At 70.9% G+C, this 12,611-nt stretch carries 13 protein-coding genes; 7 read left to right on the top strand and 6 right to left on the bottom strand.

Annotated features, from left to right (window positions below; genetic code table 11):
- Window positions 1-8: 8 nt before the first annotated feature.
- The 5 genes from KZC57_RS11445 to KZC57_RS11425 form a co-directional block, all read right to left on the bottom strand.
- Window positions 9-212, bottom strand: coding sequence for a cold-shock protein (locus KZC57_RS11445; protein ID WP_025104028.1), 204 nt, complete (start codon window positions 210-212; stop codon window positions 9-11).
- Between the two features lie 73 nt (window positions 213-285).
- Window positions 286-3,153, bottom strand: coding sequence for a helix-turn-helix transcriptional regulator (locus tag KZC57_RS11440; RefSeq protein ID WP_247641806.1), 2,868 nt, complete (start codon window positions 3,151-3,153; stop codon window positions 286-288).
- Between the two features lie 68 nt (window positions 3,154-3,221).
- Window positions 3,222-3,446, bottom strand: coding sequence for a hypothetical protein (locus KZC57_RS11435; protein ID WP_105949109.1), 225 nt, complete (start codon window positions 3,444-3,446; stop codon window positions 3,222-3,224).
- 130 nt (window positions 3,447-3,576) lie between these two features.
- Window positions 3,577-4,665 carry a DUF998 domain-containing protein gene (locus KZC57_RS11430; protein WP_247641805.1) on the bottom strand — a complete coding sequence of 363 codons (1,089 nt, stop codon included), beginning with the start codon at window positions 4,663-4,665 and terminating at the stop codon, window positions 3,577-3,579.
- Between the two features lie 93 nt (window positions 4,666-4,758).
- Window positions 4,759-5,214 carry an SRPBCC family protein gene (locus KZC57_RS11425; RefSeq protein WP_105949107.1) on the bottom strand — a complete coding sequence of 152 codons (456 nt, stop codon included), beginning with the start codon at window positions 5,212-5,214 and terminating at the stop codon, window positions 4,759-4,761.
- A 101-nt stretch (window positions 5,215-5,315) separates the two neighbouring features.
- Between KZC57_RS11425 and KZC57_RS11420 the strand changes: the two genes are divergently transcribed.
- The 7 genes from KZC57_RS11420 to KZC57_RS11390 all read left to right on the top strand — a co-directional run bounded on the left by KZC57_RS11420 (window position 5,316) and on the right by KZC57_RS11390 (window position 12,184).
- The gene (locus KZC57_RS11420; protein WP_060923400.1) at window positions 5,316-6,353 is read left to right on the top strand and encodes an aromatic acid exporter family protein; all 1,038 of its coding nucleotides are present in this window, start codon (window positions 5,316-5,318) and stop codon (window positions 6,351-6,353) included.
- 106 nt (window positions 6,354-6,459) lie between these two features.
- Window positions 6,460-7,119 (top strand): DNA alkylation repair protein, encoded by a 660-nt coding sequence (locus KZC57_RS11415; RefSeq protein ID WP_247641804.1) that lies wholly within the window; start codon window positions 6,460-6,462, stop codon window positions 7,117-7,119.
- A 13-nt stretch (window positions 7,120-7,132) separates the two neighbouring features.
- The gene (gene deoD / locus KZC57_RS11410) at window positions 7,133-7,846 is read left to right on the top strand and encodes a purine-nucleoside phosphorylase (RefSeq protein WP_136051017.1); all 714 of its coding nucleotides are present in this window, start codon (window positions 7,133-7,135) and stop codon (window positions 7,844-7,846) included.
- Between the two features lie 110 nt (window positions 7,847-7,956).
- Entirely contained in the window at window positions 7,957-8,328 is a 372-nt protein-coding gene (locus KZC57_RS11405; protein ID WP_025104036.1) for a hypothetical protein, read from the top strand.
- A gap of 68 nt (window positions 8,329-8,396) precedes the next feature.
- The gene (locus KZC57_RS11400; RefSeq protein ID WP_247641803.1) at window positions 8,397-8,960 is read left to right on the top strand and encodes a hypothetical protein; all 564 of its coding nucleotides are present in this window, start codon (window positions 8,397-8,399) and stop codon (window positions 8,958-8,960) included.
- Entirely contained in the window at window positions 8,957-9,457 is a 501-nt protein-coding gene (locus KZC57_RS11395; protein WP_060923396.1) for a hypothetical protein, read from the top strand. The genes KZC57_RS11400 and KZC57_RS11395 overlap by 4 nt, the downstream gene beginning before the upstream one ends.
- 24 nt (window positions 9,458-9,481) lie before the next feature.
- The gene (locus KZC57_RS11390; protein WP_247641802.1) at window positions 9,482-12,184 is read left to right on the top strand and encodes a DUF3516 domain-containing protein; all 2,703 of its coding nucleotides are present in this window, start codon (window positions 9,482-9,484) and stop codon (window positions 12,182-12,184) included.
- 15 nt (window positions 12,185-12,199) lie between these two features.
- Here KZC57_RS11390 and KZC57_RS11385 read toward each other — a convergent pair whose 3' ends face one another.
- The gene (locus KZC57_RS11385) at window positions 12,200-12,589 is read right to left on the bottom strand and encodes a VOC family protein (protein WP_025104040.1); all 390 of its coding nucleotides are present in this window, start codon (window positions 12,587-12,589) and stop codon (window positions 12,200-12,202) included.
- Between the last annotated feature and the right edge of the window lie 22 nt (window positions 12,590-12,611).

The following is a 12,611-nucleotide window of genomic DNA, read 5'->3' as shown; positions in this document are numbered from 1 at the left end:
GCGCACGCTCAGAGAGCGCGGATGTTCGCCGCCTGCATGCCCTTGGGGCCACGCTCAGCGTCGAATTCGACCTTCTGGTTCTCGCGGAGCTCCTTGAAACCGGAGCCGGCGATAGCCGAGTAGTGGGCGAAGAGGTCTTCGGTGCCGTCATCGGGAGCGATGAAGCCGAAGCCCTTCTCTGCGTTGAACCATTTCACAGTGCCAGTGGCCATGTGTTTTCTACTTTCTGTTGACCGGCCGCTCACGCGGCCTGCATCATGCCGATGATCCGACATGCATGCTCGGTCACGCTACCACGGCGGACTGACGGGTCTCCCCTTCTTCGGCCGTGCGATGGGCGAGCGCCGCTTCGGTGCGCGTGCTCACGCCGAGCTTCCGCAGCACCGCCGAGACGTGGACGCTGACGGTCTTCACGCTGATGAACAGGCGCTCCCCGATCTGGCGGTTGCTCAGGCCCTCCGCGATGAGGGCGAGCACCTGCCGTTCTCGGGCCGTCAGCTGCTCCGTGTCGGTGGCCTCGCGGGGTCCGGTCGGACGCAGCCCTGCCGCATCGCCGAACCGCGCCAGAGCCTTCCGCAGCGGGACGTGACCGAGATCCTCCGCGATCGCCGTCGCCGCGGCGAGCACGGCCGCCGCCTCCGCGCGCTCACCCGCCGCCACGTGCAGTCGGGCCCGTTCGAGGCGCAGCACCACCCGGAACGTCACCGGCACGTCATCGCCGTCCGCGCGGAGCAAAGCCTCGTCGACAGCAGCGGCCGAGGGGTCGAGGAGTGCGCCGAGCACCGTCGACCACGCGTCGCCCTGCAGTTCCTGCGGCTGTGCCGCCCACGCCGCCTCGATCGCCGCGACCGCCGCCTCGTCGTCCCCACCGCTCGCCCGCAGCTCCGACACGAGGGCGCCGGCCTCGAGGAGCAGTCGGCGCTCGTGCAGCAGCACCGGACCCTTGTCCGCCAGCATCTCCCGCACCGCGTCCAGCGCCTCGCGGATGTCGCCACGGCTCTCCGCCACCGCGACCGTCATCGTGATCCGGTCGTACCAGATCTGCCGCTCCGAGACCCCCGTCTCCTCGAACGCCGGCAGCCACTCCTGCAGGGTCTCCGCGGCCTCCGCGGCCCGGCCCCGCCACGCGAGCACGCGCACCCTGGTCATGCTGACGTACATCCGGAAGACTCGCAGCGTGCCCTGAAGGAAGTCTCGGGCCAACATGTCCTCGACCGTGCCGATCTCCCCGAGTTCGAGCAAGGAAACGATCATGTTCTGCGCCATGATCGAGCCCGACGTCCGCTCGACGCGCAACTCGCGGGCCCGGCGCAGGCCCTCCTCCGCAACGGCGACCGCCTCCCGATAGCGACCGAGCAGCGTCAGCAGATCGGAGTAGTTGACGCGGTACCGCATCTCGGCGGTCGATCCGGCGGCCAGCTCACGCGCCCGTTCGTACTCGCGCACGCCCTCCGCAATCCGGCCGAGGTGGGCCAGCGACGCGCCGCGGACATTCGCGGCGATCGAGAGCTGATCGGTGGTCGCGGCGCCCTTCGCCCGACGTTCGGCCTCGTCGGCGAGCCGGATCGCGTCCTCGCGGTCGCCCGCGATCATTCGCCGACTCGCGAGCTGATTGAGCAGCTCCGCACGGAACACGTCGTCGTCGACCCGCTCGGCCAGTTCGAGAGCCTCCTGCAGCAGCGGGATCGCCCCCAGCCGCCCGAGGTTCACGAGATACAGCGCCTTGTTGCGGAGCAGGCGCGCGTGCAGCCGCGGGTCGACCGTCGCCGGGTCGACCTCGCTCAGGGCGACATTGGCGACCGCCAGCGCCCGCTCGCCGTCACCGGCGTTACGGAGGACCGACCCGAGCACGTGGAGGAGCGCGAGCCTCGCGAATCCGGTGGCCTCCTCCGCGTCCGGCACGAGCGGCCAGAGCTCGAGGACGAGTTCGCCGAACCGCGCCGCACTGGCGAAGGCGTACTGGGCCTTGGCCTGCCGCATGGCCTCCGCGGCGGCGGCGATGGCGCGACGGTCGTCCTGTGCGAGCTGCCAGTGGTAGGCCAGCGCCGCCGGGTCGTCAGCCTCTCCCTGCTCCAGCGCCTCGGCATAGGACCGGTGCAGGCGCGCCCTCTCGCCGGGCAGCAGGTCGTCGTGCACGGCCTCGCGCAGGAGGGCGTGACGGAATCGGTAGTCGTCCTCATCGACGACGATGATGCTGCTGCGCACCGCTTCACGGACCGCCTCCTCGAGCCGCGCCTCCGGAAGCTCGGCGAGGCGCTGGAGGAGCGGGTCCGCGATCGGCCGCTCGGCGCCGGACAGGACCTGCACCACGCGGCGCGCGTCGTCGCCGAGACGGTCGAAGCGGGCGAGCAGGAGGTCGCGCAGACTCTCCGGCAGCGGACCTTTGGCGCATCCGGCGATCTCCTCCACGAAGAAGGGCACGCCCTCGGCACGCACCTGCAGCCGCTCCAGCGCCGTCACGCTGGGCGCGCGTCCTGTGATCTGCTCGACGAGCTCGCCGACCGCATGGTCGTCGAGGCGCGGCACGGTCATCCGTTCGAGCAGCCGGGCTCGCGAGGCCTCGCCGATGAACCGGCTCACCGCGTCTCCCCGACGCACGTCGTCGGTGCGGCACGTGATGAGCAGGAGGAGCCGTCCGCGGTCGAGCGTGCGGAGCAGGAAGGAGAGGATCGCGAGGGTCGAGTCGTCGGCCCAGTGCAGGTCTTCGACGAGGATGACCTGCGGCGCCAGTTCCGTGGCCGCTTCGATGAGCGAGGCGATCGCGTCGCGCAGGCGCTCGGGGCTCGTGCGGTCACGGGCGGCAGGGGTGTCGACGAGCTCCGGCAGCAGCATGCCGAGCGCCTCGACGCCCACGCCGACCGCCTCTCGTGCCCGCTCTTCACCCAGCCGCTCGACGATCGAACGAAGGATGCCGGCGAGCGGTCCGAATGGGGCGCGGGAGGAGCCGAGGTCGAGGCACCATCCCACGTGCACGTCGGCGGCGTTCGCGACGTCGGCGCCGAACTCCCGGACCAGCCGTGACTTGCCGATCCCCGCCTCGCCCTCGACGAGCAGCGCGGCGGGAACGCCCTCGCGCACGCCGTCGAAGAGGCGGCGCAATTGGGCGAGCTCGGCGTCACGCCCGACCATCGCGGCGGCGGGGGCTGGGGCCATGGACCCATCGTGCCACTCCCCCCGGACATCCGGATGGCCGAGCGGGAAGGACAGCACGCCGACGTCGGTCATCGGGCGACGGCCGGGTCGCACGCTCCCGCGCGCGGCGCCCGGTTCGCCGCGGCTCCGCTGCCGCGTCCGAGGCGGCGCAGCAGGCGGCGCAGCGGGCCTGCGGGGCGCGGGACGATCTGGTCCGCATGCTCGATGAGCATCCGGCGCCGCGCGACCGCGCGCTCGATCTGCTCCTGCTCGAAAGCAGTGACCTGCTGGGTGAGGTAGGGGTGCTCGAACATGATGTCTCCTCGCGGTTCGGTGTATCCCTACACTCCGCTCTGAGGTGGCCCATCGACATCGGACGGATGCCCTATTTTCCGCACCCTTTCCCTCCCGACGCCCCACGCCGACGCAGGCCTTCGCGCCACGTCAGGCGCTTGGCGCGTGCACCTGCCTGAGCTCGCGCGACTGCCTGCCCTGCCAGAGCGAGGGCCGCGCGGAGGGACGCGCCTCCTCCGGCGCGAGGATCGCCAGCACCCGCACGAGCGTCGTCATCCACAGCAGCCCGAGCCCCACCACCACCGCCTCCACCGCGGTCACCGGGAAGAAGCCGATGGGCCACCACAGCAGCACCGCCGCGATCACGAGGATCCCCACAGCGACGGAGGTCACGACGAGGGCCAGGGGCCGCCCGGGGACGGCGGCGGTCGTCACCCCGGCCGCCCCGAGGAACAGGAGCAGTGCCGCGACGGCGGCGATGTCGTGCGGCACGGGCGCCCGGGAGAGCGGGACGAGACCCACCGCGGCGAGCGCGAGTCCGGCCGCGGCCCACAGCACGACCACGGTCGCGATCCGGGACAGCGCGTCGTCGCCGAGCAGCCGATGCAGGTCGCGTCCGATGTACGCGCCGACGGTGGCGACCAGCAGCCCGGCCACGACGAGGGTGCCGTTGAACGCCCAGCCCACCCCGAGTTGCGAGAAGTTCTCCTCCCACCACCGAGGGTCGACGGCGGTCACCATCGCGAACAGCGTGCCGATCACGAGGAACCCGAACAGGAGTCCGGCGAGGTCGGCGGTCCGGAGACCGATCCCCGCACCGAACGCGAGTCGTCCGCCGACCGCCGCCGCGACCCCCGTGAGCAGCCCGCCGCCGATCGCTCCGAGCGCGAGACCGCGCAGGCCCGCCGCGAGCACCTCCGCGGTGAGCAGCACGCCCATCGCCGTCACGGCCCCGAAAGCCACGGTGAGGGCGGCGGCCGAGAGGTGCGACACGGTCCACTGCCAAGGTGGCATCCCCGCCGCCTCCCTCCGACGGTGCAGGAGCGTGCTGACGACGAAGGCCAGCGCCGCCACGCCGCCGGCGACTCCCGCGGCGGGCAGCGCGAGGCCTCCCTCCCCCGTCAGGGGCCGCGGCGGACCGGCGAGGAGCAGCGCCCCGGCGAGACCTCCACCGACGAAGCAGATCACGGTCGCCAGCACGGCTCGAGCTTCGCCTTGTAGACGCTCCGTCGTGTCCATGCGCCCATGCAAGCACGCCCGTCCGACGTCCGCACGCCTGCGGACGCGACGAGGCCCGGGACCGTACGGGTCCCGGGCCTCGAAGAGGATGCGTCAGGCGTCCACGTCACCGCGCCAGGCGCCGGTCTCGACGCCGCGGCCCTCGATGAACTCCTTGAAGTTCTTCAGGTCCTTCTTCACCGCGTGGGATCCCGCGCCGACCAGAGCGCCGACCTTCTCCAGCAGCCCCTCCGGCGCCCAGTCGAGCTGGACGGTCACCCGCGTGGTGTCGTCGTCGAGCTTGTGGAACGTCACGACGCCCGCGTGCTCGGTCTCGCCGCCGACGCTGTTCCACGCGACGCGCTCATCCGGGTGCTGCTCGGTGATCTCGGCGTCGAACTCACGCTCCGCGCCCCCCACGTTCACCTTCCAGTGCGTGTGGGTCTCGTCGATCTGCGTGATGGAGACGACCTCGTCGAGGAACTTCGGGAAGCTCTCGAACTGCGTCCACTGGTTGTACGCCGTGCGGACGGGAACGTCGACGTCGATGGTCTCGATGATCTGCACCATGGGGATGCTCCTCACTTGTTCGTCGTTCGTGTGCCTCCATTCAGCCTGCTGGGCGCGAGAAGGGCGATGGGGTTGACATCGGCGCGACTACCGTGGAGGTCATGCGCATCCCCGCCGCGATCCGCGCCTCCCAGCGCTCCCCCCTGCTGCAGGTGGTGAAGTCGGCCGCGGCGACCATCGCCGCGTGGCTGATCGCGGGCTGGGTCTTCCCCGGGCAGCTGCCGGTGTTCGCCGCGATCGCCGCGCTCCTGGTCGTGCAGCCCAGCGTCAACCAGTCGCTGTCGAAGGCGCTCGAGCGCAGCATCGGCGTGATCGTCGGGGTCGTCATCGCGGTCGGTCTCGGTCTGCTCCTCGGCTCGCCGAGCTGGATCGTGCTGCTGGCGATCGTCGTCGCGATGCTCGTCGCGTGGATCTTCCGGGCATCCCCCGGCACCGGCAACCAGGTCGCGATCTCGGCGATGCTCGTGCTGGCGCTCGGGTCGTCGAGCCCGGAGTACGCGGTCGCCCGGATCGTGGAGACCCTGATCGGGGTGGTGATCGGCATCGTCGTGAACGCGCTGATCGTGCCGCCGGTGCTCGTCGAGCCGGCCCGACGGAACGTGGGCTTGCTCGGGCGGGAGCTCGCCGCGAGCCTCGACCGCCTGGCGGACGCCCTGCCCGCCCCGCAGACGCCGGCGCGGCTGCAGGAGCTCATGGTCGAGGTGCGGCTGCTGCGGCCCATGAAGGATGCCGCGGCCACCGCCATCGCCGCCGGGGAGGAGTCGCTCACGCTGAATCCGCGGCGTTCGACCCATCGCGCCGACCTGCAGGAGCTGAAGGCGCTGCTCGACCGGCTCTCGCCCATCGTCACGCAGACCATCGGCATGACCCGCGCCTACTTCGATCACTACGACGACCGGCTCGGGGAAGAGCCCGCGGTCGCCGCGATCGCCGAGCAGCTCCGCCGCGCCGGACACGATGTGCGCCTCGCGGTGCAGACCACGGCTCCCTCCGCGGAGCCCGAACCGCTGACGTCCGCCATCCCGGCCCTGACGGCTCCGCTCGTGATCCGTCCGCCGTCCTCGCAGCACTGGATCCTCATCGGCTCCCTCATGGAAGACCTCCGTCGCATCCGCGGCGAACTCCTCGACGAGGACTGACATCCCGCCGACCCACCCCCTTCCGCGCCACCCGGCCCCGTAAGTGCGTCCGTAACGGGCCGGGACGCACCGAAAGGGGTGGGTCGACGAGGGTTACCCTGGCGGGATGACAGTGGAGGAGGCGCTGGCGGAGCTCGCGGCGCTGGAAGACCCCAAGCAGCGCGCGGCGAACGAGAGGCGCGGCGACGACCACGGCATCAACCTGAGCCGGATGCGCGCCCTCGCGAAGCGCATCAAGACCGATCAGGCCCTCGCGCGCGAACTGTGGGCGACGGGCGGGACGTCCGCCCGGCTCCTGGCCCTGCTCGTGTGCCGCCCGGCCGACTTCACCGCCGACGAGCTCGACACGATGCTGCGCGAGACCCGTCCGCCCAAGGTGAACGACTGGTTCGTGAACTACGTGCTCAAGAAGTCCCCCCTCGCCGAGGAGCTGCGCCGGCGCTGGTTCGACGATGCCGATCCCACCGTCGCCGCGGCCGCGTGGTCGCTCACGACGGTCCGGGTGACGAAGGACGCCGACGGCCTCGACCTGCCGCACCTGCTCGACCTCATCGAGCGCGACCTGCAGCAGGCCCCGCCGCGCCTGCAGTGGGCGATGAACGAGACCCTCGCGAACATCGGCATCTTCCATCCGGACCTGCGTGCACGGGCGGTGGACATCGGCGAGCGGCTCCAGGTCCTGGCCGACTACCCCACGGCCCCTGGCTGCACCTCACCCTTCGCGCCCCTCTGGATCGGGGAGATCGTCCGCCGTCGCGAGGGCTGAGTACGCTGAGCGGATGAGCACCCACATCGCCGCGGAACCCGGTCAGATCGCCCCCATCGTGCTGTTCCCCGGCGACCCGCTGCGGGCGAGGTGGATCGCCGAGACCTTCCTCGACGACGCCGAGCTGTACTCCGAGACGCGAGGGATGCTGGGCTTCACCGGCACCTGGGAGGGGCATCGGGTCTCCGTCCAGGGCTCGGGCATGGGGCAGCCGTCGATGGCGATCTACGCGACGGAGCTGTTCACGGAGTACGACGTGCAGACGATCGTCCGCGTGGGGTCCTGCGGCGCGCTGACCGAGAGGCTCGCGGTGCGCGACATCATCATCGCGAACGGCGCGAGCACCGACTCCGGCATCAACCGCGTGCGCTTCCACGGCCTCGACTACGCTCCGCTCGCCGACTTCGCCCTGCTGCGCGCGGCGGTGGAGGCGAGCGAGACGGAGCCCCTCTCATCCACGGTTCACGTGGGGCCGCTGTTCTCGAGCGATCAGTTCTACAGCACCCGTCCGGAGCTCACCGCCCCCTTCGTGCAGCACGGCATCCTCGGCGTCGAGATGGAGGCGGCAGGGCTCTACACGCTCGCCGCCTTCCACGGGCGCCGCGCCCTCGCGATCTGCACGGTCAGCGACCACATCGTCACGGGTGAGGAGACCACGGCCCAGGAGCGCGAGCAGACGTTCGGCGACATGGTCCGCATCGCCCTCCGCGCGGCGACCTCGGTCTGAGACTGGCCCGCTCGCCGAGTAACGTTATACACTTCACAGGTTGCGCGGCGCTGGGGACGACCGCACAGGGCGGTCGCTGCTGCGCGCGACGGAGACGACTGGGGAGAACCATGGCCACGCAAGATCAGCTCAACGCGCTGCTGGCGGACATCGAACGCGACATCAACGGATTCATCGGGGCGTCGATCGTCGACCTCGAATCGGGGCTGCCGCTCGCCTCGAGCTCCGTCCGCCCGGATTTCGACCTCGAGGTCGCGAGCGCGTTCAACAGCGAGATCGTGAAGAACAAGAAGCGCACGATCGACGCCCTCGGCATCGAGGGCGAGCTCGAGGACATGCTGCTGACGCTGAACACGCAGCTGCACCTGCTCAAGATGCTCGACGACGACCTGTTCATCTACCTGGCCGCCGATCGCCAGGCCACGAACCTCGCCCTGCTGCGCTCCTCGGTGAACCGCCGGGTCGCCGCCCTCGGCGCGTGATCCATGGGGCCGTGGGGAGCGGCCTCGGGAGAGGGCGACAGCGGAAGAGCGGTCCCGTGGGGCGGACGATGAGGCGCCCGCGTCGGCGACGGACCGACCTGCCCCAGCGGTACCGGGTGATCTTCGCCGGACCGGTGGGCGCGGGCAAGACGACCGCGGTCCGCGCCCTGAGCGACGTCCCGCCGGTGGACACCGACGTGCCGATGTCGCTCGCGAGTGGTGACGGCAAGACCACGACGACCGTCGGGCTCGACTACGGGACGTGGCGGCCGACGCCGGAGGTCTCCATCGCGCTCATCGGCATCCCGGGACAGCAGCGGTTCGCCTCGGCGCGACAGCGCGTCTCGATCCCTGGCACCCGGGTGCTGCTCTGGCTGCGCGGCGACCGCGACACCCTCGTCGCCGACGCCGAGGAGTGGCTCGGCGTGTTCGCGGGCGAGGAGCATCGCGTCGCGATCGCCGTCAGCCACACCGCCGCACGAGCGATCGGCGACATCCACCGCGCCCTCGCCCCCGTGCTCGCGCGACACGGCATCCCGGCCTCGCGTGTGCTCGCGGCCGACGCGCGCGACCGCGACAGCGTGATGCGCGTCGCCGGTGCCGCTCTCGATCTTCCGGAGGAGAAGCCATGACCGGACCCGCCGGGCGGCAGGACGCCGCCGCGACGCCCGATCCGTCCCGCATGCACCCCGACGTCGCCGGCAACTGGGCGCTGTGGTCGCGGATCGTCGGCCCGTCGGCCCAGACCCGTCTGCAGCAGTTGGAGGAGCGCTTCCCGGAGCTGACGACCGCGGTCCTCGGCACTGCGGACGGCCTCCACATCGCCTCCCTCGGCGTCGACCCCGACGGCGGCGAGCAGCTCGCGGCGATGAACGGCTCGCTGTTCGGGGTCGCGCGGGCCGAGGCCGAGATCATCGCGGGAGGGACGGAGCCGACGCTGTCGGCCATCGTGTCGCTGTCCATCGGCGAGAACCAGATGGCGCTGCTCAGCTTCATCCTCGCACCCTACGGCCAGCTCCTGCTGTCGGTGTCGGCGTCGTCGTCGCAGCTCGGGACCGTGATCGTGCACGCGCGCTCCACGGCGTACGAGCTGCTCACCGCGCTCGGGGTCACGGGATCGGCGACATGACGCAGATGGGATGATCGAAGCACCATGAATCCCACGCCGCGGCTCGAACCCTCGCTCGTTCCCGACGCGGCGGACGCCGATGCGGTGTACCTGACCTTCGTGGAGTGGGCGGAGTCGAGCGGCATCCGCCTCTACCCCGCGCAGGACGAGGCGCTCATCGAGATCGTCTCGGGTGCGAACGTCATCCTGTCCACGCCGACGGGCACCGGGAAGTCGCTCGTCGCGGTCGGCGCCCACTTCGCGGCGATGGTCGGCGGACGCCGCAGCTACTACACGGCACCGATCAAGGCCCTCGTGAGCGAGAAGTTCTTCGCGCTGGCAGAGGTGTTCGGCGCCGAGAACGTGGGGATGGTCACGGGAGACTCCGCCGTGAACGCGGACGCCCCCATCATCTGCTGCACCGCGGAGATCCTCGCGAACCTGGCCCTGCGCCAGGGCGACGCCGCCGATGTGGGCCTCGTGGTCATGGACGAGTTCCACTTCTACGGCGACCCCGACCGCGGCTGGGCCTGGCAGGTGCCGCTCCTCGAGCTCCCGCAGGCGCAGTTCGTGCTGATGTCGGCCACCCTCGGCGACGTCACCACCCTCGCCGCCGACCTGACGCGCCGCACCGGACGGGAGACCGCCTCGGTCACGGGGGTCGAGCGCCCGGTCCCCCTGCACTTCTTCTACGAGACGACGCCCATCCACGAGACCATCGACGACCTGCTCAACACGGGGCAGGCACCGATCTACATCGTGCACTTCTCGCAGGCGGCGGCCATGGAGCGGGCGCAGGCCCTGTCGAGCACGAAGGTCGCCACGCGTGAGCAGCGCGACGAGATCGCCGCCCTCATCGGCGGCTTCCGCTTCACGACGGCGTTCGGCAAGACGCTCTCGCGCTTCCTCCGGGCCGGCATCGGCGTGCACCACGCCGGCATGCTGCCGAAGTATCGCCGACTCGTGGAGCAGCTCGCCCAGCGCGGTCTCCTCCGGGTCATCTGCGGCACCGACACCCTGGGCGTGGGCATCAACGTCCCCATCCGGACCGTGCTCCTCACCGCGCTGACGAAGTTCGACGGCACGCGGATGCGCCAGCTCAACGCGCGGGAGTTCCACCAGATCGCGGGCCGGGCCGGACGCGCGGGCTATGACACCGCTGGTACCGTCGTCGCTCAGGCCCCGGAGCACGAGACCGAGAACCTCGCCGCGATCCGCAAGGCCGGCGACGACCCGAAGAAGAAGCGGAAGATCATCCGCAAGAAGGCCCCCGACGGCTTCGTGTCGTGGGGCGAGCCGTCGTTCCGGAAGCTCATCGACGCGACGCCGGAGACCCTGACCTCGCACATGCAGGTCACCAGCGCGATGCTGCTCAACGTGATCGCCCGGGGCGGGGATGTGTTCGCCAACGTCCGCCGGCTCGTCTTCGACAACCACGAGCCGCGCGCCCGTCAGCGCGCGCTCGCGCTCCGCGCCCTCGCGATCTTCCGCACGCTCCGGGAATCGGGCGTCGTGGAGACGTTCGACACGGGCGTGCCCGGAGCACCGAAGGGCGTCCGGCTCACCGTCGACCTGCAACCCAACTTCGCGCTCAACCAGCCGCTCTCCCCGTTCGCCCTCGCGGCGTTCGATCTGCTGGACCCTTCGACAGGCTCAGGGACCCAGCCTTCGACAGGCTCAGGGACCCAGACTTCGACAGGCTCAGGGACCCAGACTTCGACAGGCTCAGGGACCCAGACTTCGACAGGCTCAGGGACCCAGACTTCGACAGGCTCAGGGACCCAGACTTCGACAGGCTCAGGGACCCAAGGGGACCAGGGGGTGGGGACCGGGTCGTACGCCCTGGACATGATCTCGATCGTCGAGGCGACGCTCGACGATCCGCGTGCCGTGCTCAGCCAGCAGGAGTTCCTCTCACGGGGCGAGGCGGTCGCCGCGATGAAGCGCGAGGGCATCGAGTACGACGAGCGGATGGAGCTCCTCGAGGCGATCACCTACCCGAAGCCGCTGGAGGAGCTCCTCGATGCGGCCTTCGAGACCTTCAGCGCGGCGCAGCCATGGATCCGGGACTTCGCGCTGCACCCGAAGTCCGTCGTCCGCGACATGTACGAGCGGGCCATGTCGTTCGGCGAGTACGTCGCGTTCTACAAGATCGCCCGCTCCGAGGGCGTCGTCCTGCGGTACCTGTCGGACGCGTATCGCGCCGCCTCCCAGACGATCCCCGAGGATCGGAAGGACGAGGACCTCCACGACCTCATCGCCTGGCTCGGCGAGCTCGTGCGCCAGATCGACTCCAGCCTGCTCGACGAGTGGAGCGAGCTGACCGCCGGGACCGCCGCCCGCAGCGAGACCGACGAGCCGATCGTCCCGCCCGCACCGAAGCGCCTCACGAGCAACACCCGCGCCTTCCGCACGCTCGTCCGCAACGAGCTCTTCCGGCGGGTGCAGCTCGCCGCCCGCGAGGACGGGGACGCGCTGGCCGAGCTCGACCCGTCGTTCGGCGCCGCCGCCTGGTCGGACGCGCTGGACGCGTACTTCGCCGAGCACGACGACATCGGCATCGGCCCGGACGCCCGGAGTTCCCGGATGCTGCTGCTCACCGAGGGCCCGACCGCCTGGACGGCACGGCAGATCATCGACGACCCCGCCGGCGACCACGACTGGGGCATCAGCGCCACCGTCGATCTCGCCGCGTCCGACGAGGCGGGCGAGGCGGTCGTCACGGTGACGGCGGTCGACCGGCTGTGAGCGAGGCGGGCCCCGTCAGGCCTGCATGACGGCGAGCACGTTGCCCGCCGGGTCGCGGAACCACGCGATGTCGGGGCCCTGCCCGTTCCCCCTGACGATGCCGCGGGAGTCCGACGGGAACTCGTCGTCGCCGTAGATCTTGGTCTGCACCCCGCGCTCGTTGAGCTCCTCGACGGCGGCATCGACGTCCGCCACCGGAAAGTTCAGGATCGTGAAGCTCGCCGGGGTGTGGTTCGGCTTCGCGTAGACGAGGACCGACCCGCCGCGGGGGAGGCGCAGATCGAGGAACCCCATCGCGTTGACCTCGACGTCGAGCCCGAGGGTCGTGCCGTAGAACTCTCTCGCCGCGTCGATGTCGTCGACGCTGAAACCGCTGAACGCGTTCTCCGCTGTGAAGGCTGCCATGCCCCCAGCATCCGCCTCTCCC

This window comes from Microbacterium sp. KSW4-4, from assembly GCF_023091185.1.
Lineage (GTDB): Bacteria > Actinomycetota > Actinomycetes > Actinomycetales > Microbacteriaceae > Microbacterium > Microbacterium paraoxydans.
This window is presented reverse-complemented; position numbering and strand designations above follow the sequence as displayed.

Coding starts and splice junctions, on each gene's coding strand:
- KZC57_RS11440 (WP_247641806.1), bottom strand. CDS start 3,153: ATGGCCCCAGCCCCCGCCGCCGCGATGGTCGGGCGTGACGCCGAGCTC.
- deoD (WP_136051017.1), top strand. CDS start 7,133: ATGAGCACCCACATCGCCGCGGAACCCGGTCAGATCGCCCCCATCGTG.
- KZC57_RS11390 (WP_247641802.1), top strand. CDS start 9,482: ATGAATCCCACGCCGCGGCTCGAACCCTCGCTCGTTCCCGACGCGGCG.
- KZC57_RS11405 (WP_025104036.1), top strand. CDS start 7,957: ATGGCCACGCAAGATCAGCTCAACGCGCTGCTGGCGGACATCGAACGC.
- KZC57_RS11425 (WP_105949107.1), bottom strand. CDS start 5,214: ATGGTGCAGATCATCGAGACCATCGACGTCGACGTTCCCGTCCGCACG.
- KZC57_RS11420 (WP_060923400.1), top strand. CDS start 5,316: ATGCGCATCCCCGCCGCGATCCGCGCCTCCCAGCGCTCCCCCCTGCTG.
- KZC57_RS11385 (WP_025104040.1), bottom strand. CDS start 12,589: ATGGCAGCCTTCACAGCGGAGAACGCGTTCAGCGGTTTCAGCGTCGAC.
- KZC57_RS11400 (WP_247641803.1), top strand. CDS start 8,397: ATGAGGCGCCCGCGTCGGCGACGGACCGACCTGCCCCAGCGGTACCGG.
- KZC57_RS11445 (WP_025104028.1), bottom strand. CDS start 212: ATGGCCACTGGCACTGTGAAATGGTTCAACGCAGAGAAGGGCTTCGGC.
- KZC57_RS11435 (WP_105949109.1), bottom strand. CDS start 3,446: ATGTTCGAGCACCCCTACCTCACCCAGCAGGTCACTGCTTTCGAGCAG.
- KZC57_RS11395 (WP_060923396.1), top strand. CDS start 8,957: ATGACCGGACCCGCCGGGCGGCAGGACGCCGCCGCGACGCCCGATCCG.
- KZC57_RS11430 (WP_247641805.1), bottom strand. CDS start 4,665: ATGGACACGACGGAGCGTCTACAAGGCGAAGCTCGAGCCGTGCTGGCG.
- KZC57_RS11415 (WP_247641804.1), top strand. CDS start 6,460: ATGACAGTGGAGGAGGCGCTGGCGGAGCTCGCGGCGCTGGAAGACCCC.